Here is a 19,554-nt window from a genome sequence, read left to right on the forward strand (position 1 = left end):
CGAAAGGGAACCACGTGCAGACTCCCCGATTCACCGAAGCCACCCCCGCCGACTGCACCTGCGGACACTGCGCGGCGGCCCCCGGCCCGAGCGGTGCCGGACAGCAGCACTGCGGCACCGTACGCGGCGCCGTGGTCGCCGCCGTCGGCGCTGCCGTCCTGGTGGGCGCCGCCTCCGGAACGGCCTCGGCGGAGCCCGCGCCGAGCCACGCGGGCTGGGACGGCTCCAAGTACTGGTACAAGGACGCCACCGGCTGGTGGCGCTGGACCTCGCACTACGACAAGTACGTGGCGCGCGGCGGTAAGGGAGCCGCCGCCTGGAAGGGAAAGGGAGCCGCGGCCGCCAAGAGCGCGTCCGCCGGTACGCGCAGGTCCGCGTCCGCCGCCGAACCCGTCTTCCGCGGCCGCCAGGGCTGGGACGCCACCGACCGCGTCTACTGGTACCGGAAGAACGGACACTGGTACTGGACCAGCCACCAGTACAAGTACGAGCGCTACACGGGCCGCTCGGGCACCACCGCACCCGTCACCCCGCCCCGCCCCTCCACCAACCCCGGCACGCCCCGCCGCCACGGCACCGAGGCCGCCATCACGTACGCCATGCGCCACCTCGGCGACCCCTACGTATGGGGCGGCAACGGCCCGCACGGGTGGGACTGCTCGGGCCTGGTCATGGCGGCGTACCGGCAGGCCGGCATCGCCCTGCCCCGCGTCGCCGACGCCCAGTACCGCGCCACGCAGCCCATCTCGCGGGGCCAGCTGCGCCGCGGCGACCTCGTGTTCTGGAGCGGCGACGGCAGCGCGTCCGGCGTCCACCACGTGGCGATCTACCTGGGCGGCGGCCAGTACCTGGAGGCCCCGCGGCCCGGCAAGAACGTCCGGGTCTCCTCCTTCAGCTGGTACAACCCGAACCTGTACGGGAGGGTCCGCTAGAGCCCGCCCCGGCCGCCCCGGCCGTCGTCCCCGCCCGTGACCTCGCGGACCAGGTCGCACAGGACCTCCAGGGCCGGATGGCTCGGCGGGCCGTCGCGGCGGGCCAGCAGGACGGGGACGTGCGGGGCGTCGGGCAGCGGGACGTAGACGACTCCGGGGTGCGGGTGCAGGTCCGCCGTCGCGGTCGTGGTCACGCCGACCGCGCGGGACGCGGCGATCGCCGCCAGCCAGTCGTCCGTGTTGGCGACGGTGATCGTCGCGGTGGGGCGCGCGCCGACGGGCCAGAGGTCCGTCGTGGTGGTGCCGGACACCGTGTTGAGGGCGATCGTGTGGTCCGTCAGGTCGGCGAGGTCGAGCCGGGCGCGGGCGGCCGACGGGCTGTCCGCGGGGACGGCGGCCACCCGCGCCTCCGTGCGGAGCAACTCCGTGACCAGGCCCGGAGTGTCGACGTGCCCCCGGAGCAGCGCGGCGTCCACCGCGCCGCGGGCGAGGCCCGCCGTGCGGTCGTCGATGCGCAGCAGCTCCAGCGGGACGTCGGGGTGCGTCTCGCGCCAGCGGCGCAGGAGAGGCGTGGTGTACGGACCCGCCGCCGACCACGCGTGCCCGAGCCGCAGCGGGCGGTGCGCCGAACGCCCCGCGTCGAGGGCGTCCTCGAACGCGGCGACGGCGACGGCCGCCTTGTCGCGGAAGGCGCGGCCCGCGGGGGTGAGCCGCAGGTGATGCGTGGAGCGGTCCACCAGTTGCGAGCCCAGCGCCTCCTCCAGGGCGGAGAGCGTGCGGGACACGGCGGGCTGGGTGATGCGCAGGCGCGCGGCGGCGCGGGTGACGCTGCCCTCCTCGGCGACGGCGAGGAAACAGCGCAGGTGGCGGAGTTCGACGGTGTGACGGTGCGGGTGACGGGCCGGATCGGGCGTCGGACTGGTCATGCCCGCGGAGCATAACGGGAGCGCAATCGGCATTTCACAAGCCGTGCGGGGCGCCGTAGCTTCGACATGTGGACGTGGGTTGCGTACAGCAGCGTAGGGCCGTCACAATCCTGTCTCAGTGCACTGCTTTGGACGATGAAGTCCACGAAACTAAACCACTCGACCGCGCCGCGACGCGCCGCACCGCATCCGGAAAGGCTCCCCGTGAACGTCTCCCGCAGCGACCAGGCACCACCCGCCGCGACCCCTGGGGGGACTGCGGGCGTCCGCGGCCGCATCGGCGCACTCGGCCCCGTCGGGCTCGTCCTCGCGGGCGGCATCTCCGTGCAGTTCGGCGGCGCGGTCGCCGTCAGCGTGATGCCGAGGGTCGGCGCGGTCGGCATCGTGGCGCTGCGGCTCCTCTTCGCCGCGCTCGTGCTCGTCGCGGTCTGCCGGCCGAAGGTGCGGGGGTACGCGCGGGCCGACTGGGGCACGGTCGTCGCGTTCGGCGTGGCCATGGCCGGCATGAACGGGCTCTTCTACCAGTCCGTCGCCCGTATCCCGATGGGCCCCGCCGTCACCCTCGAAGTCCTCGGCCCGCTCGCGCTCTCCGTCCTCGCCTCGCGCCGCGCGGTGAACCTGATCTGGGCCGGACTCGCCCTGTGCGGTGTCTTCCTGCTCGGCGGCGGGGGCGGCTTCGACGGCCTCGACCCGGTCGGTGTGGCCTACGCCCTCGGGGCCGGCGCGATGTGGGCGACGTACATCCTGTTCAGCGCGCGCACCGGGCGGCGCTTCCCGCAGGCCGACGGCCTGGCCCTCGCGATGGTCGTCGCGGCGGTGCTGTTCCTGCCGCTCGGGATCGCCGTGTCCGGGCCGAAGCTGATCGAGCCGGGCACGCTGGCGCTCGGCGCGGCGGTCGCGGTGATGTCGTCCGTGCTGCCGTACACCCTCGAACTCCTCGCGCTGCGGCGGCTGCCCGCGCACACCTTCGCGATCCTGATGAGCCTGGAACCGGCCATCGCATCGGTCGCCGGGTTCCTGGTCCTGAGCCAGGCCCTGTCCCTCGTCGAGGCGCTGGCGATCGCGCTGGTCATCGCGGCGAGCATGGGTGCGGTGCGGACGCAGGTGGGGCGGCGCGGGGATCGCGGGGCGCGTGAGGCGCGTGAGGGTGGGGATCCGGTGACGGAGGCGGTGGCGGGACCGGCCGCGGCGGTCGACGTCGACACGGAACACGCCCCGGACCTGGCCTCGCCCCACGCCTCGAACGACACCTCGCCCCACGCCTCGAACGACACCTCGCCCCACACCCCGGAACCCATCCCGGAGCCCGCCCCGGAGCCGTCCGGAAAGTAATGCAAGCACGCTTGCTTGTTTCTGTGAGCGCTGCCATGCTCCCAGGCACACCGTGCCGCGAGGGGAGCGTTCCGTGTCCGATGCCCTGCCCGTGCTCGACGACCTGCGCAGCGAGAGCGAGGAACTCGACGCTCTCGTCGCGGAGTTGAGCGAGGAGAAGTGGTCCCTCGCGACGCCCGCGCCCGGCTGGACCGTCGCCCACCAGATCGCGCACCTCACCTGGACGGACCGGGCGGCCCTGCTCGCCGCCACCGACCCGGACGCGTTCGCCGACGAGGTCGAGAAGGCGGCCGCGGCACCCGGCTCGTTCGTGGACGAGGGCGCGGCGGAGGGCGCGGCGCTGCCGCCCGCCGAGCTGCTCGCCCGCTGGCGGGCGGGCCGCGACGACCTGTGGCGGGCTCTGAGCGAGGCGCCGGCCGGCACGCGACTGCCCTGGTACGGGCCGCCGATGGCCGTCCCGTCCATGGTGACCGCGCGGCTCATGGAGACGTGGGCGCACGGCCAGGACGTGGCGGACGCGCTCGGCGCGACGCGGGCGCCGACGGACCGGCTGCGGCACGTGGCACGGATCGGGGTACGGGCCCGTGACTTCGCCTTCGCCGTACGTGGACTGAGCGCTCCGGGCGAGGAGTTCCGGGTCGAGCTGACGTCGCCCGTGACGGGGGAGGTCTGGGCGTACGGCCCCGAGGGCGCGGCCCAGCGCGTGACGGGACCCGGCCTCGACTTCTGCCTCCTGGTCACCCAGCGGGCCCACCGCTCGGACCTGGCGGTACGGGCGGAGGGCCCCGACGCGGACCGCTGGCTGAACATCGCCCAGGCCTTCGCGGGGCCACCGGGTGCGGGGCGGCGGGCGAAGGCGGACGGCGCGGGGGACCACCGATGACCTCGACGACCTGCGGCCCTTTGCCCGAACCCGCCCTTCCAGGCCGCACCGGGGCTGCTCGTCCCGGCCGCATCGAACCTGCACTCCCCGGCCCCACCGAACCCGCCCTCCCCGGCCGTGTCGAGCAGCACAGCCCCGGCCGTTCCGCGCTCGCCGCGCCGTCGGCCGCGAGCGTGCCTCCGGCCATCGCCGCGCCGCCTTCCGCCGGACTTGGCTCTACGGGAGGTGGAGAGTGACCCGGCGAACACGCCCCCTCCGCATCGGCAACGCCTCCGGTTTCTACGGGGACCGGTTCGGCGCCATGCGCGAGATGCTCACCGGTGGGGAGCTTGACGTGCTCACCGGGGACTATCTCGCCGAGCTCACCATGCTCATCCTCGGCCGTGACCGGCTCAAGGACCCCGCGCGCGGGTACGCCAAGACCTTCCTGCGGCAGCTGGAGGAGTGCCTCGGGCTCGCCCGGGAGCGCGGCGTCCGCATCGTCGCCAACGCGGGCGGGCTCAACCCTGCCGGGCTCGCCGGGGCCGTGCGGGAGCTCGCCGGGCGGCTCGGGATCGACGTGCGGGTCGCGCACGTCGAGGGCGACGGTCTCGGCGACCGCTTCCCCCGCGCCCTCACCGCCAACGCCTACCTCGGCGGCGCCGGCATCGCCGCCTGTCTGGACGCGGGCGCCGACATCGTCCTCACCGGGCGCGTCACCGACGCCGCCCTCGTCACCGGGCCCGCCGCCGCGCACTTCGGATGGGCCCCGGACGCGTACGACGAGCTCGCAGGGGCCGTCGTCGCCGGGCACGTGCTGGAGTGCGGACCGCAGGCCACCGGCGGCAACTACGCCTTCTTCGCCGAGCAGCAGGCGAAGCGCGGCGCGGACGTCCTGCGGCACCCCGGCTATCCCCTCGCCGAGATCCACGAGGACGGCTCCTCCGTCATCACCAAGCACGACGGCACCGGCGGCTTCGTCGATGTCGGCACGGTCACCGCGCAGCTCCTCTACGAGACGCAGGGCGCCCGGTACGCGGGCCCCGACGTCACCGCGCGCCTCGACACCGTCGCCCTCACCCAGGTGGGACCCGACCGCGTCCGCATCGACGGCGTGCGCGGCGAGGCGCCGCCCCCGACGCTCAAAGTGGGCCTCAACCGCCTCGGCGGCTTCCGCAACGAAGTCGTCTTCGTGCTGACCGGACTCGACATCGAGGCCAAGGCCGCGCTCGCCCGCGCCCAGATCGAGGACGCCCTCGACCGCGCCAAGTCCCGCCCCGCCGAGGTGCGGTGGGAGCTGGCCCGCACCGACCGCCCGGACGCCCCGACCGAGGAGTGCGCCAGCGCCCTGCTGCGGCTCGTCGTGCGGGACGCCGACGCGGACACCGTCGGCCGCGCCCTCAGCGGCGCCGCGATCGAACTCGCCCTGGCCGGCTACCCCGGCTTCCACGTGACGGCCCCGCCCGGCAAGGGCTCCCCGTACGGGGTGTTCGAGGCCGCGTACGTCGAGCGCGACACCGTCGAGCAGGTGGCCGTGCTGCCCGACGGGCAGCGCAGAGCCGTGTCGCACGGCGCCGTCACCCGCGTACTCGAGGACCCGGACCCCGCGCCCCTGCCCCCGCCCCTGCCGCCGGGACCCACCTGCCGCGCCCCCCTCGGTCTCGTCGCCGGAGCCCGCAGCGGCGACAAGGGCGGTGACGCCAACGTCGGCGTATGGGTGCGGTCCGACGACGCCTGGCGGTGGCTCGCCCACGAACTCACCGTCGAGCGGCTGCGCCAGCTCCTCCCGGAGGCCGCCGGCCTGCGCGTCGTCCGTCACGACCTGCCCAACCTGCGCGCCCTGAACTTCGTCGTCGAGGGCCTGCTCGGCGAGGGCGTGGCCGCACAGGCCCGCTTCGACCCGCAGGCCAAGGGCCTCGGCGAGTGGCTGCGCGCCCGCCATCTCGACATACCGGAGGTACTGCTGTGACGCCGGAGGCACTGCTGTCGACGCGGGAGGTATCGCTGTGACCGTCCTCGCCTCCGCGCTCGACCCCGCGAGCGCCGAGTACGCCGAGCACCGCCAGGCCATGCTGGACCGGCTCGCCGAGCTCGGCACCGAACAGAACAAGGCGCTCGCGGGCGGCGGCGAGAAGTACGTCGCCCGGCACCGCGAGCGCGGCAAACTCCTCGCCCGGGAGCGCATCGAGCTGCTCCTCGACCCGGACACCCCGTTCCTGGAGCTGTCGCCGCTCGCCGCCTGGGGCAGCGACTACCCCGTCGGCGCCTCCATGGTCACCGGCATCGGTGTCGTCGAGGGCGTGGAGTGCCTGATCACGGCGAACGATCCGACGGTCCGGGGCGGCGCCTCCAACCCCTGGACGCTGAAGAAGGCCTTCCGGGCGCACGAGATCGGGCACGCCAACCGGCTGCCGTCCATTCACCTCGTGGAGTCCGGGGGCGCGGATCTCCCCTCCCAGAAGGAGATCTTCATCCCGGGCGGTGCGCTCTTCAAGCACCTCACGCAGTCCTCGGCCGCCGGCATTCCCACCATCGCCGTCGTCTTCGGCAACTCCACCGCGGGCGGAGCCTACGTACCCGGCATGAGCGACCACGTGATCATGGTCAAGGAGCGCGCGAAGGTCTTCCTCGGCGGCCCGCCCCTGGTGAAGATGGCCACCGGCGAGGAGAGCGACGACGAGTCGCTCGGCGGCGCCGAGATGCACGCCCGCACCTCAGGCCTCGCCGACTATCTGGCCGAGGACGAACGCGACGCGCTGCGCCAGGCCCGCCGGGTCGTCTCGCGCCTCAACTGGCGCAAGGCGTACGCCGATCCGGACCCGGTGTCCGTCGCGGCGCCCGAGTACGACGAGGACGAGCTCCTCGGCATCGTCCCCGGCGACCTGAAGAAGCCCTTCGACCCGCGCGAGGTCATCGCCCGCATCGTCGACGGTTCCGACTTCGACGAGTTCAAGCCGCTGTACGGGAGCTCGCTCGTCACCGGGTGGGCCGCCCTGCACGGCTACCCCGTCGGCGTCCTCGCCAACGCGCAGGGCGTCCTGTTCAGCGAGGAGTCGCAGAAGGCCGCCCAGTTCATCCAGCTGGCCAACCAGCGCGACATCCCGCTGCTCTTCCTGCACAACACCACCGGCTACATGGTCGGCAAGGAGTACGAGCAGGGCGGCATCATCAAGCACGGCGCGATGATGATCAACGCGGTCAGCAACTCGCGGGTGCCGCACCTGTCCGTGCTCATGGGCGCCAGCTACGGCGCCGGGCACTACGGCATGTGCGGCCGTGCCTACGACCCCCGCTTCCTCTTCGCCTGGCCCAGCGCCAAGTCCGCGGTCATGGGCCCGCAGCAGCTCGCGGGCGTCCTGTCGATCGTCGCCCGCGCCTCCGCCGCCGCGAAGGGACAGCCCTACGACGATGAGGCGGACGCCGGTCTGCGCGCCATGGTCGAGCAGCAGATCGAGGCCGAGTCGCTGCCGATGTTCCTGTCCGGGCGGCTCTACGACGACGGGGTCATCGACCCGCGCGACACCCGCACCGTCCTCGGCCTCTGCCTCTCCGCGATCCACACCGCCCCCTACGAGGGCGCGCGCGGCGGCTTCGGCGTCTTCCGGATGTGAGGAGAACCCCCCATGATTTCCACTCTGCTGGTGGCCAACCGGGGCGAGATCGCCTGCCGTGTCTTCCGCACCTGCCGCGAGCTCGGGATCGCCACGGTCGCCGTGTACTCCGACGCCGACGCGGACGCCCTGCACGTACGGGAGGCGGACCACGCCGTACGGCTGCCGGGTGCGGCGCCCGCCGACACGTATCTGCGCGGTGACCTCGTCGTGAAGGCCGCGCAGGCCGCGGGCGCCGACGCGATCCACCCCGGCTACGGCTTCCTCTCCGAGAACGCGGGCTTCGCGCGCGCCGTCCTGGACGCCGGGCTCGTCTGGATCGGGCCGCCGCCCGGGGCGATCGAGGCGATGGCGTCGAAGACGCGCGCCAAGGAGCTGATGGGCATCGAGCCGCTCGGCGAGGTCACCGAGGCCGACCTGCCGGTCCTGGTGAAGGCGGCGGCCGGGGGCGGCGGGCGCGGCATGCGCGTCGTACGCGAACTGGCGCGGCTGGACGACGAGTTGGCGGCCGCGCGGTCCGAGGCCGCCAGTGCCTTCGGGGACGGGGAGGTGTTCGTCGAGCCGTACGTCGAGGGCGGCCGGCACGTCGAGGTGCAGATCATGGCCGACGCGCACGGCACCGTGTGGCCGCTCGGCACCCGCGACTGCAGCCTCCAGCGCAGACACCAGAAGGTCATCGAGGAGTCCCCGGCCCCGGGCCTCGCCCCGCGGCTCGTCGACGAACTGCACGAGCAGGCGGTGCGCGCCGCGCGCGTCACCGACTACCGCGGCGCCGGCACCGTCGAGTTCCTGGTGGCGGGGGAGCGCGCGCACTTCCTTGAGATGAACACCCGCCTCCAGGTCGAACACCCCGTGACGGAGGCGGTGTTCGGGCTCGACCTCGTCGCCCTGCAGATCCGGATCGCCGAGGGCGACGCCCTGGAGAAGGACCCGCCGGCCGCCCACGGGCACGCCGTCGAGGCCCGCCTCTACGCCGAGGACCCCGCCGCCGACTGGGCCCCGCAGACCGGCACCCTGCACCGCGTCGACGTACCCGGCGCCGTCCGCCTCGACAGCGGATACGCGGCGGGCGACACCGTCGGCGTGCACTACGACGCCATGCTCGCCAAGGCCGTCGCGTACGCGCCGACCCGCGCCGAGGCCGTCCGCAAACTGGCGGGCGCCCTGGCACGCGCCGCCGTCCACGGCCCCGTCACCAACCGCGACCTGCTCGTACGCTCCCTGCGGCACCCCGAGTTCACCGGGGCCCGCATGGACACCGGCTTCTACGACCGGCACGCCGAAGCCCTCACGGCCCCCGCCCCCGACCCGCACGCCCCGCTGGCCGCGGCGCTCGTCGACGCGCACGGACGGTCCCGGTTCGGCGGCTGGCGCAACCTCCGCTCGCAGCCCCACCTCAAGCGGTACCGCACCGAGCCCGACGGCACGGAGCACGAGGTCCGCTACCACCACACCCGGCAGGGCCCGACCGCCGACGGCGTCACCGTGCTGGACGTGAGCCCAGGTCTCGTCGTCCTCGAAGTCGACGGCGTACGCCGGCAGTTCACGGTCAGCCGTTACGGCGACCGCGTCCACGTCGGCACACCCGCCGGAGACACCGCGCTCACCGCGCTGCCCCTGCTCCCCGAACCCACCACCCGCCGCGCACCCGGCTCCCTGCTCGCCCCCATGCCCGGCACGGTCGTACGCGTCGCGGACGGCCTCGCCGAGGGGCAGCAGGTCACCGCCGGGCAGCCGCTCGTCTGGCTGGAGGCCATGAAGATGGAGCACCGCATCTGCGCCCCCGCCTCCGGAACGCTCACCGCCCTGCACGCCGTGCCCGGCCGCCAGGTCGAGGTCGGCGCGCTGCTCGCCGTCGTGCAAGAGGTCGCACAAGAGGTCTCACAAGAGGTCGTACAAGAGGGAGAGTCGTCATGAGCACCGCTCGCAGCACCGTCCTCGAAACCGATGAGCATCAGGCCCTGCGCGCCGCGGTCGCCGCGCTCGGGCGCCGGTACGGCCGCGACTACCTGGCCAAGGTCGCAGGCAGCGGAGGTCACCCCGACGAACTGTGGGCGGACGCCGCCAAGCTCGGCTACCTGGGCGTGAACCTGCCCGAGGAGTACGGCGGAGGGGGCGGCGGCATCGCGGAACTCTCCATAGTCCTCGAGGAGTTGGGCGCGGCAGGCTGCCCGCTCCTCATGATGGTCGTCTCGCCCGCGATCTGCGGCACGGTCATCGCCCGCTTCGGCACCGAGGAGCAGAAGCGCACCTGGCTGCCGGGGCTCGCCGACGGCACCCGCACCATGGCGTTCGGGATCACCGAGCCCGACGCGGGCTCCAACTCGCACCGCATCACCACCACCGCACGCCGCGACCCGGACTCCGGCGACTGGCTGCTCAACGGCCGCAAGGTCTTCATCTCCGGAGTCGACATCGCCGACGCGACGCTCATCGTGGGCCGTACGTCCGACGCGCGGACCGGCAACCTCAAACCGTGCCTGTTCATCGTCCCGCGCGACGCCCCCGGCTTCGAGCGGCGACAGATCGACATGGAACTCCAGGCAGCGGAGAAGCAGTTCGAACTGACCCTCGACGACGTACGGCTCCCGGCGGACGCGCTCGTCGGTGGGGGCCCCTCCCACGCTTTCGGCAGTGGGGGAGAGGACGCGGGCCTGCTCCAGCTCTTCGCGGGCCTCAACCCCGAACGCATCATGACGGCCGCCTTCGCGCTCGGCATGGGGCGGTACGCGCTGTCCCGCGCCGTCGAGTACGCGAAGGAACGCAGCGTCTGGAAGTCCCCGATCGGCGCCCACCAAGCGATCGCGCACCCCCTCGCCCAGTCCCACGTGGAGATCGAACTGGCCCGTCTGATGATGCAGAAGGCCGCCAGGCTCTACGACGAGGGCGACGACGTCGGCGCGGGCGAGGCGGCCAACATGGCGAAGCTCGCCGCCGCCGACGCGTGCGTGAAGGCCGTCGACCAGTCCGTGCACACGTTGGGCGGCAACGGCCTGACCAAGGAGTTCGGGCTCGCGTCGTTGATCGTCGCGTCCCGCGTGGCACGGATCGCCCCGGTGAGCCGGGAAATGATCCTGAACTACGTCTCGCACCAGACGCTGGGCCTGCCGAAGTCCTACTGAAGTCACAGCAAGGAGCCCTGACCCGTGAGTCTCACCGTCTCTTCCCCGGCCCGCGGCATCACGACCGTCACCTTGGACGCGCCCGAGCGCCGGAACGCGCTCTCGGCGGACCTGGTGAAGGCCCTCGCCGAGGCACTGGCAGACCTCGGCGAGGACGGCGAGACACGCGCCGTCCTCCTCACCCACACGGGGGCGACGTTCTGCTCCGGCGCCGACCTGAAGGCACCGCCGGACCCGGCGGTGTTCGTCGCGTTGCTCCGGCAGCTGGTGGCGCTGCCCAAGCCGGTGATCGCACGGGTCGACGGCCACGTGCGTGCGGGCGGGCTCGGACTGCTCGGCGCGTGCGACCTGGCGGCGGCGGGACCGGCGTCGTCCTTCGCGTTCACGGAGGTGCACATAGGAGTGGCCCCGGCCGTCATCTCCCTCCCGCTCCTCCCCCGCCTCGACCCGAGCGCGGCCGCCCGCTACTACCTCACCGGCGAACGCTTCGACGCGGCGGAAGCGGCCCGCATCGGCCTGGTCACGGTCGCGGGCCCGGACGTGGACGCCACGGTCGAACCCCTGCTGGAAGGCCTCCGCCGGGCGGCGCCGGGAGCCCTGGCCGAGACGAAGAAGCTGCTCACGGCTAAGGTGCTCGACGCATTCGACGACCAAACGGACGCCCTCACGGCCCTGTCCGCGCGGCTCTTCGGCTCCGCCGAGGCGCGCGAGGGAATGACGGCGTTCCTCGAACGACGGGAGCGCCCATGGGTGCTGTGACCGCCGCCGACCGGGCACCCAAGCAGGACCGCAGCCGCGCGACCCGGCAGAAACTCCTGGAGGCCGCGGTGTCCTGCCTCGCCGAACACGGCTGGGCGGGCTCCACGGTCTCGGTGGTCGCCGAGCGGGCGGGCGTCTCGCGGGGGGCGGCGCAGCACCACTTCCCGACGCGGGAGGACCTGTTCACGGCGGCCGTGGAGTACGTCGCCGAGCAGCGCTCCACGGCGCTGCGCGCCCTGCCCGCGCAGGACAGGGCCTCCGTGGTCGCGGCCCTCGTCGACCTCTACACCGGCCCGCTGTTCCGCGCGGCACTCCACCTGTGGGTGGCCGCGTCGAACGAGCCCGCGCTGGGTTCGCGGGTGACGGAACTGGAGTCCCGCGTGGGCCGCGAGACGCACCGCATCGCGGTGGAACTCCTCGACGCGGACGAGTCCCGCCCCGGCGTCCGCGAGACCATCCAGGGACTCCTGGACATGGCGCGCGGCCTGGGCCTCGCGAACCTCCTGACGGACGACGGGGCGCGGCGGGAGCGGGTGGTGGCGCAGTGGACGGTGCTGGTGGAGTCGTCGCTGCGGGCCTGAGCCTTCCCCGACCCCGCCCCTTCCCGAAACCAAGGGGCTCCGCCCCCTGGACCCCCGCACATCGCCCTCCGGGCTCGTCCTCAAACGCCGGACGGGCTGATGTCCAGCCCCTCCGGCGTTTGAGGAGCGGGGTCTGGGGCGGAGCCCCAGTTCCGGGAAGGGGCGGGGTCGGGGAGAAAACCGCCGGAGGCCCGACCTCAGCCCGCGATGTCCCCGTAACCGTCGATCTCGCGCGGGTTCCGCGACCCGGGCCCGATGTACCGCGCGGAGGGCCGAACAAGCCGCCCCGTCCGCTTCTGCTCAAGAATGTGCGCCGACCACCCCGCGGTCCGCGCACACGTGAACATCGACGTGAACATGTGCGCCGGCACCTCCGCGAAGTCCAGCACGATCGCCGCCCAGAACTCCACGTTCGTGGCGAGGACACGGTCGGGCCTGCGGGCGTGCAACTCGTCGAGGGCCGCCTTCTCCAGCGCCTCGGCGACCTCGAACCGCGGCGCCCCCAACTCCCGCGCCGTGCGCCGCAGCACCCGCGCCCGCGGGTCCTCGGCCCGGTACACCCGGTGCCCGAAGCCCATCAGCCGCTCGCCCTTGTCCAGCGCCTGCTTCACGTACGCCACCGCGTCCCCCGTGCGCTCGATCTCCTCGATCATGCCGAGGACCCGGGAGGGCGCGCCGCCGTGCAGCGGCCCGGACATCGCGCCGACCGCCCCGCTGAGTGCCGCCGCCACGTCCGCGCCGGTGGAGGCGATGACGCGGGCGGTGAACGTGGACGCGTTCATGCCGTGTTCGGCGGCCGACGTCCAGTACGCGTCGACGGCCTGGACGTGCTTGGGGTCCGGCTCGCCGCGCCACCGCTTCATGAACCGCTCGACGACCGTCTCCGCCTTGTCGATCTCCCGCTGCGGGACCATCGGCAGGCCCTGCCCGCGGGCCGACTGGGCCACGTACGAGAGCGCCATGACGGCGGCCCGCGCCAGGTCCTCGCGGGCGCGCTCCTCGCTGATGTCGAGCAGCGGCCGCAGGCCCCAGACGGGCGCGAGCATGGCGAGCGCGGACTGCACGTCGACGCGGATGTCACCGGAGTGCACGGGGATCGGGAAGGGTTCGGCGGGCGGCAGCCCGGGGTTGAACGCGCCGTCGACGAGCAGGCCCCACACGTTCCCGAAGGAGACGTGGCCGACCAGGTCCTCGATGTCGACGCCCCGGTAGCGGAGCGCGCCGCCTTCCTTGTCCGGTTCGGCGATCTCCGTCTCGAACGCGACGACTCCTTCAAGGCCAGGTACGAAGTCGGACATCAGGCGGCTCCTCGTGATGAGTTCGACATGATGGTGGCGAGAGATGGGTTGCGATCAGCTCATGACCATGTGTCAAAAGTGGGCGGTTCCGGCCCGGTTCCACGGTCGTGTCCGCCGATGTGCGGCGAATCCGGCGACTCGCGGTCCGGAACGGTCTTCCCGGTATGCCCCGTGAGGCTGGTGGTCACCCAACCGATGCGGCAGCAGGACGATATCTGTTGGTGCCACCTTTGGCGATGGAATGCGGCACTCAGTGCCACATGTCACCTCTCCGTGAACCGGTGTGCCCCTTCGGGCAACCCGGCGGCCACGGCAAATACGGCAAGATGACCGCGTGACAGATGACCGCGTGACCGAGTCCAGTGCCCCCGTCCCGGAACCGGCCGACATGCGGGAGCAGTACGCCACCGGCGGGCTCTCCGAGACCGAGCTGCCCGCCGCGCCCATGGACCAGTTCGCGCTCTGGTTCAAGGAGGCGGCGCGCGACGGGGACGCCGTGCACGAGCCGAACGCCATGGTCGTCTCCACGGCCGACGCGGCGGGCCGGTCCAGCTCCCGCACGGTCCTGCTCAAGGGCTTCGACGAGCGGGGCTTCGTCTTCTTCACCAACTACGAGTCCCGCAAGGCCCGCGAGCTCGACGCGAACCCGTACGTCTCGCTGCTCTTCCCGTGGCACGCGGTGGCCCGTCAGGTGATCGTCTCGGGCGCGGCGGAGCGCGTCGCCCGCGAGGAGACGGTGGCCTACTTCCGCACCCGCCCGCACGGCTCCCAGCTCGGCGCCTGGGCCAGCGCCCAGTCCTCGGTGCTCGCCTCACGCATCGAACTCGACCGTGCCTACGCCGACCTCGCGTCGCGCTACCCCGAGGGCGAACAGGTCCCGGTGCCCCCGCACTGGGGCGGCTACCGCGTCCGCCCCCGGGCGGTGGAGTTCTGGCAGGGCAGAGCGGACCGCCTGCACGACCGCCTGCGATACGTGTGGGACGAGGGCGACCGGTCCTGGCGGGTGGAACGCCTGAGCCCATGACAGCCCGTCCGGCGATTGAGGACGGGTGGGCCGAAGGCCACGATCAGACGGCGCCCCACGCACAGGGCAACGACTCACCGCGATAGGACCCCGTCCAGAAACGGTTCGACGGCGGCCCGCCACGCCTCCGGCTGGTCGTAGTGCACGAGGTGTCCCGCGTCGGCCACCTCCGCGTACTCCCCGCGGGGCAGCACGCGCACCATCTCCTGGGACTCCGCCCGGCCGAGCTCGCCGTCCTGGCCGCGCACGACGAGCGCCGGGCAGCGGACCTGGATCAGCTCCTCCCAGTGCGCGTCGTGCACCCACGTCTCGCGGGAGCTGAGCATCTGGGCGCGGTCGAAGACGGGCCGCCAGCCGTCGGAGCCCTCCGACATCACCTCGGCGAAGAACTCCCCGCGCGCGGGGTTGGGCCGCTCCACCCAGGGGTCGTCCTCGCCGAACCACTTGCGCACGTCGGCGAGCGTCGCGAACGGGACGGGCCAGGACTTGAACCAGTCCTCCCACTCCCGCTGGGAGGCGGCCCCGAGCGCGGAGGCCCGCATGTCGCAGATGATGAGGCCCCGGACGAGGTCCGGGCGGCGCGCGGCGAGCTGCCAGGCGGTCAGGGCGCCCATGGAGTGGCCGATGAGGACGGCGGGCGCGAGGTCGAGCTGGACGAGGGCGGCTTCCGCGTCGTCCACGTAGGCATCGCGGGTGTAGGGGCCGTCGGTGGGCTTCTCGCTCCTGCCGTGGCCCCGCTGGTCGAGGGCGACCGCGCGGTGCCGCTCGGCGAGCCAGCGGGCCGTGCCCGTCCAGTGGGAGGCGCGGCCCATCAGACCGTGCAGTAACAGCACCCCTCCGGGTGCCGCGTCGGCCTCCCTGAGTTTGGGAGGGTCGGCGTACTCCCATGCGGCGAGGCGTACGCCACCCGCGCCCGTCACGTCGATGCGCCGCACCATGATTCCTGGCACCCCCCTTGGTTCCGCCCGGGTTTCACGCCTGGTACTGCTTCACACCCCCGCACGCTATCGAACCTGCTTTCGAAAGCGGCCGGTTCGTCGATAACACCCCTCGTTCGGGTGACCACACTCAAGGATTGACCGTCGTGGCCGAGGGGAGATCTTCAACGGGAGGCGGGCCGCTCGGGGAAACCGGCCCGTGGGGAATGACCCTGGGAGCTCGGGGCTCCGGGTCAGCACAGGGGAGGACAGGCCCCGGCGCTCTCGAGCGCCGGGGCCCTCGCCTTGTTCGCGCTCACCAGACGGGCACATCCTCCAGCCCCTTCCGAGCCCTCAGGTCATATGCCTCTCGCGACAGCCTGGCACGCGAAACGCTCGGCCGCTGCGATTCCGCACACTGAATCTTCGATTCCGCAAGATCTGGCGCGGCTCACGGAGCCTTGTCAACTACCCCTGGGGCAACGGCAGTTGACCGGCTCCTCAGCTGACCGGCTCCTCAGCGCTTGGCGACGAACACGTGCGACGCGGTCTCCGCGGTGAGCTCGGCGGCCTCGCCGCTGCTCCCCACCAGGACACCGCCCGCGGACTCCGTCACGCTCACCACGGAACCCGGCTGCACGCCGGCCCGCCGCAGCGTGTACATCAGCTGGGCGTCCGTCTGGATCGGCTCGCCGATGCGGCGCACCACGACCGTCTTGCCCTCGGCGCCCGGGTCGAGCTCCGACAGGGAGACCATGCCCTCGTCCAGGAACGGGTCCGCGCCGTCCTTCTCGCCCAGCTCCTCAAGGCCCGGGATCGGGTTGCCGTACGGAGACTCGGTGGGGTGGCGCAGGAGCTCCAGGACGCGGCGCTCCACGGCCTCGCTCATCACATGCTCCCAGCGGCAGGCCTCGGCGTGCACCTGCTCCCATTCGAGCCCGATCACGTCGACGAGCAGGCACTCCGCCAGGCGGTGCTTGCGCATCACGCGCGTGGCGAGCCGGCGGCCCTCCTCGGTGAGCTCCAGGTGGCGGTCGCTCGCGACGGCCACCAGGCCGTCACGCTCCATGCGCGCCACGGTCTGGCTCACGGTCGGTCCGCTCTGGTCCAGCCGCTCCGCGATCCGGGCGCGCATGGGGACCACACCTTCCTCCTCCAGCTCGAGGATGGTGCGCAAATACATCTCAGTGGTGTCAATCAGCCCCGACATGGGTGCCCCTCAGAATTCGCTCGTGCGCTGGCCCTGCCCTCAATTCTGACGCATACCACTGACAACCGTGCCGCGCCGGTGGAATTCCCGCCCAGTACCGGCCTGTGGCGGTGTTGACAGGGCACTGGTCCAGACCGCAACGTGATGCGAATGAGCTCGAAGAGCGGGAGCAGCGAGAGCAGTGTGAGCGGCGAGAGCAAGACGGCGGGCCGGTATTTCGACGCCGCCATCGGGCTGCTCCAGAAGGTGCGCGACGAGGAGTCCGGCAGCGTGGCCGCCGCGGGCACCCTGCTCGCCGACGCCGTCGAGTCCGGCGGCCGGCTCTTCGCCTTCGGCGCCGGGCACTCCTCGCTGGCCGCCCAGGACGTCGTCTACCGCGCGGGCGGCCTCGGCCTCATCAACCTCCTCGCCGTGCCCGGAGTGGTCGGCGTGGACGTGATGCCTGCCACGCTGGGCTCCGCCCTGGAACGGGTCCCCGGGCTCGCGGGCGCGGTCCTCGACTCCTCGCCGGCCCGCCCCGGCGACGTCCTCGTGATCATCTCGCTCTCCGGGCGGAACTCGCTGCCCGTCGAGATGGCCATGAACGCCCGCGCCCTCGGCCTGAAGGTCATCGGCGTGACATCGGTGGCGTACGCGACGGAGACCCGCTCCCGGCACGTCTCCGGCACCTTCCTGAAGGACCACTGCGACGTGATCATCGACTCCAAGGTGAGTGTCGGCGACGCGGAGCTCTCCCTCGACGGGGTCGACGCCCCGTTCGGGCCCGCGTCGAGCGTCGTCACCAACGCGCTGATGCAGGCCATGACGGCCGCGGCGATCGAGAAGCTCGCCGAGCGCGGCATCCAGCCGCCCGTGCTGCGCTCCGGGAACGTGGACGGCGGACACGACTGGAACGGCCGGGTCTTCCAGGAGTACGGGGACCGCATCTTCTACCGGCACTGAGTGCCTCACGGGGCCGGGTCCGGGGCGGAGGCCCGGGCAGGGTCGAAGACCACCCGTACCGTCAGGCCGCCGCCCGCACCGTTCGCCTCCGCCGTCACCTCCGCCTCGTGCGCCCGCGCGATCGCCGACACGATCGACAGGCCGAGGCCCGCTCCCTCACCCCGCGCGTGCGTCCGCTCGTGCAGCCGCCGGAAGGGCTCGAAGAGGTGCGGGACGGTGTCCGGCGGCACCTCCGGGCCCGTGTTGGTGACCTCCAGCGTCCCGTCGCGGCCGACGACGACGCTCACCAGGCCCTCGGGAACGTTGTAGCGCACCGCGTTCGCCACCAGGTTGTGGACCAGCCGGTCCAGGAGCACGCCGTCGCCCGTCACCGTCAGCGGCTCCGCCCGCACGGACACCGCCACGCCCCGCCCTTCCGCCTCGTCGGCGAGACCGTCCGCGACGGCGTGCGCCAGGACGTCCACCGCGACCGGCTCGCTGCGCTCGAGCCCCTGCTCGGAGTCGGCGAGCAGCAGCAGCCCCTCGACGAGGTGCTCGCTGTCGTCGGCGACGGAGATGAGTTTCGTACGGATCCTCGCGACGCGTTCCGGGTCCGGGGCACCGGCGAGACCGATCTCCGCGGCCGCCCGCTGCACGGCCAGCGGCGTGCGCAGCTCGTGCGCCGCGTTGGCCGCGAACCGCTGCTGGGCGCCGACCAGACGCTCTATGCGGTCCAGCATCTCGTCGAAGGTGTCCGCGAGGTGCTTCAGCTCGCCCGGGGGCGCGTCCAGCGCGATCCGCTCGTGCAGATTGGCGCCGGAGAGCCGCCGCGCGATGTTGGTGATCACCGCGACGGGGCGCAGCACCCGGCCCGCCATCCACCAGGCGAGGGCGATCGACAGGACGGCGTACACGGTGAAGACGATCACCGAGACCGTCAGGAGGCGGCTGAGCGCCGCCTCGCCCGCGAGGTCGCTGATCTTCGTCACGGCCAGGCCGCGCTTGTCGATGTCCATCGTCGTGCCCTGGAGGCGCTGCGCGGGCACGGCAGACGCCACCGGGAACGGGGAGGCGTGCCGCCACGGCGGCATCGGGTCGCGCGGCACCGCCGTGGTCACGGCCGAGCTGATCGACGTGTACAGCCCCTGCTGCACCAGCAGGTACACGAGCCCGGTCAGGAGCGCGCCCGCCAGCACGAGCAGCCCTCCGTAGAGGGCGGTCAGCCTGGCCCGCTCGCTGTCCATCCGCGACCCGGGCGGACGCGGCGCGCGCCCGCTCACCGGGACGGCCCCGCGATCCGGTACCCGGCCCCCGGCACCGTCTCCACCACCGGCGGCTCGCCCAGCTTCGCGCGGAGCTTGGAGAGGGTGACGCGGACCGCGTTGGTGCGGTAGCTGGTGTCCTCCTCCCATACCTGCTCGATGAGGTCCTCGCCGCTGACCACCGCGCCGTCCGCCCGCAGCAGCGCCTCAAGCACCGCGAACTCCTTGCGGGACAGCGCAAGGTGCTTGCCGTCCCTGCTGGCCTGGCGGCGCGCGGTGTCCAGGACGAGACCGGCCCGTTCGATCACCGGCGGCAGCGCGGGCCGGGCCCGGCGGCCGAGGGCGAGCACGCGGGCGAGCAGTTCGTCGTACGCGAACGGCTTGGTCAGATAGTCGTCCGCGCCGAGCCCCAGACCCGCCACCCGGTCACGCACCGTGCCCGCCGCCGTCAGCATCAGGACCCGGGTCAGGAGCCGCTGCTCGACGACCCTGCGGCACACCTCGTCGCCGTGCACGCCCGGCAGGTCGCGGTCGAGGATCAGCACGTCGTACTCGCCGAGCTGCAGTTTCCGCAGCGCGGTGAGGCCATCGGCGGCCACGTCGACGGCGAGCGCGTCGCGGCGCAGCCCGTCGGCGATCATCTCGGCCAGGAAATCCTCGTCCTCCACCAGCAGTACGCGCATGCCGCCCTGTGTACCCGAGAGTGACCTTTCGCCGGTGTAAGCGTCTCCGTTGAGAGAAACGAAACCCGGCTCCCCGCCAGCCTGTGCGCGTCAGTCACGCCACATGTGAAGGGG

The 19,554-nt window shown here is 73.0% G+C and carries 16 protein-coding genes and 1 pseudogene; 11 read left to right on the plus strand and 6 right to left on the minus strand.

Annotation, left to right across the window (positions count from 1 at the left end; genetic code table 11):
- Window positions 1-14: 14 nt before the first annotated feature.
- Window positions 15-932, plus strand: a complete 918-nt coding sequence (locus DEJ48_RS22065; RefSeq protein WP_150217821.1) for a C40 family peptidase — start codon at window positions 15-17, stop codon at window positions 930-932.
- Here the strand turns inward: DEJ48_RS22065 and DEJ48_RS22070 are convergent.
- On the minus strand, window positions 929-1,858 hold the full coding sequence (locus DEJ48_RS22070; protein WP_223832146.1) for a LysR family transcriptional regulator: 930 nt from the start codon (window positions 1,856-1,858) through the stop codon (window positions 929-931). The two genes, DEJ48_RS22065 and DEJ48_RS22070, sit on opposite strands and share 4 nt — an antisense overlap.
- Window positions 1,859-2,062: 204 nt before the next feature.
- Between DEJ48_RS22070 and DEJ48_RS22075 the strand changes: the two are divergent.
- The 8 genes and pseudogenes from DEJ48_RS22075 to DEJ48_RS22110 form a co-directional block, all read left to right on the plus strand.
- Window positions 2,063-2,974, plus strand: a pseudogene (locus DEJ48_RS22075) (EamA family transporter); the annotation flags it as partial.
- A gap of 289 nt (window positions 2,975-3,263) precedes the next feature.
- Complete coding sequence (locus DEJ48_RS22080) at window positions 3,264-4,073, plus strand: TIGR03084 family metal-binding protein (protein ID WP_150217823.1); 810 nt, start codon at window positions 3,264-3,266, stop codon at window positions 4,071-4,073.
- 232 nt (window positions 4,074-4,305) lie between these two features.
- Window positions 4,306-6,021 (plus strand): acyclic terpene utilization AtuA family protein, encoded by a 1,716-nt coding sequence (locus tag DEJ48_RS22085; protein ID WP_150217824.1) that lies wholly within the window; start codon window positions 4,306-4,308, stop codon window positions 6,019-6,021.
- Window positions 6,022-6,058: 37 nt separating this feature from the next.
- Window positions 6,059-7,663 (plus strand): acyl-CoA carboxylase subunit beta, encoded by a 1,605-nt coding sequence (locus DEJ48_RS22090; RefSeq protein ID WP_150217825.1) that lies wholly within the window; start codon window positions 6,059-6,061, stop codon window positions 7,661-7,663.
- A 12-nt stretch (window positions 7,664-7,675) separates the two neighbouring features.
- Entirely contained in the window at window positions 7,676-9,580 is a 1,905-nt protein-coding gene (locus DEJ48_RS22095; protein ID WP_150217826.1) for an acetyl/propionyl/methylcrotonyl-CoA carboxylase subunit alpha, read from the plus strand.
- On the plus strand, window positions 9,577-10,785 hold the full coding sequence (locus DEJ48_RS22100; RefSeq protein WP_150217827.1) for an acyl-CoA dehydrogenase family protein: 1,209 nt from the start codon (window positions 9,577-9,579) through the stop codon (window positions 10,783-10,785). The genes DEJ48_RS22095 and DEJ48_RS22100 overlap by 4 nt, the downstream gene beginning before the upstream one ends.
- A 24-nt stretch (window positions 10,786-10,809) precedes the next feature.
- Window positions 10,810-11,544, plus strand: coding sequence for an enoyl-CoA hydratase family protein (locus DEJ48_RS22105; RefSeq protein WP_150217828.1), 735 nt, complete (start codon window positions 10,810-10,812; stop codon window positions 11,542-11,544).
- Window positions 11,532-12,125 (plus strand): TetR/AcrR family transcriptional regulator, encoded by a 594-nt coding sequence (locus DEJ48_RS22110; RefSeq protein WP_150217829.1) that lies wholly within the window; start codon window positions 11,532-11,534, stop codon window positions 12,123-12,125. Before DEJ48_RS22105 ends, DEJ48_RS22110 begins: the two co-directional genes overlap by 13 nt.
- A 197-nt stretch (window positions 12,126-12,322) precedes the next feature.
- On the opposite strand, the gene DEJ48_RS22115 is transcribed toward DEJ48_RS22110, so the two are convergent.
- Window positions 12,323-13,423, minus strand: coding sequence for a citrate synthase 2 (locus tag DEJ48_RS22115; RefSeq protein ID WP_150217830.1), 1,101 nt, complete (start codon window positions 13,421-13,423; stop codon window positions 12,323-12,325).
- Between the two features lie 388 nt (window positions 13,424-13,811).
- On the opposite strand from DEJ48_RS22115, the gene pdxH reads away from it, so the two are divergent.
- Window positions 13,812-14,447 carry a pyridoxamine 5'-phosphate oxidase gene (gene pdxH / locus DEJ48_RS22120; protein ID WP_150221308.1) on the plus strand — a complete coding sequence of 212 codons (636 nt, stop codon included), beginning with the start codon at window positions 13,812-13,814 and terminating at the stop codon, window positions 14,445-14,447.
- Between the two features lie 74 nt (window positions 14,448-14,521).
- Here pdxH and DEJ48_RS22125 read toward each other — a convergent pair whose 3' ends face one another.
- Together DEJ48_RS22125 and DEJ48_RS22130 are read right to left on the minus strand one after the other, a co-directional pair.
- Window positions 14,522-15,385 (minus strand): alpha/beta fold hydrolase, encoded by an 864-nt coding sequence (locus tag DEJ48_RS22125; protein ID WP_150217831.1) that lies wholly within the window; start codon window positions 15,383-15,385, stop codon window positions 14,522-14,524.
- A 496-nt stretch (window positions 15,386-15,881) separates the two neighbouring features.
- Complete coding sequence (locus DEJ48_RS22130; RefSeq protein ID WP_150217832.1) at window positions 15,882-16,574, minus strand: metal-dependent transcriptional regulator; 693 nt, start codon at window positions 16,572-16,574, stop codon at window positions 15,882-15,884.
- Between the two features lie 150 nt (window positions 16,575-16,724).
- Here DEJ48_RS22130 and DEJ48_RS22135 point away from each other — a divergent pair, with 150 nt between their 5' ends.
- The gene (locus tag DEJ48_RS22135; protein ID WP_150217833.1) at window positions 16,725-17,516 is read left to right on the plus strand and encodes an SIS domain-containing protein; all 792 of its coding nucleotides are present in this window, start codon (window positions 16,725-16,727) and stop codon (window positions 17,514-17,516) included.
- Window positions 17,517-17,521: 5 nt separating this feature from the next.
- On the opposite strand, the gene DEJ48_RS22140 is transcribed toward DEJ48_RS22135, so the two are convergent.
- Together DEJ48_RS22140 and DEJ48_RS22145 are read right to left on the minus strand one after the other, a co-directional pair.
- A complete protein-coding gene (locus tag DEJ48_RS22140; RefSeq protein ID WP_150217834.1) occupies window positions 17,522-18,739 on the minus strand; it encodes a sensor histidine kinase in 1,218 nt (405 codons plus the stop codon).
- A gap of 32 nt (window positions 18,740-18,771) precedes the next feature.
- A complete protein-coding gene (locus DEJ48_RS22145; protein WP_150217835.1) occupies window positions 18,772-19,440 on the minus strand; it encodes a response regulator transcription factor in 669 nt (222 codons plus the stop codon).
- Between the last annotated feature and the right edge of the window lie 114 nt (window positions 19,441-19,554).

This window comes from Streptomyces venezuelae (assembly GCF_008642315.1).
Lineage (GTDB): Bacteria > Actinomycetota > Actinomycetes > Streptomycetales > Streptomycetaceae > Streptomyces > Streptomyces venezuelae_D.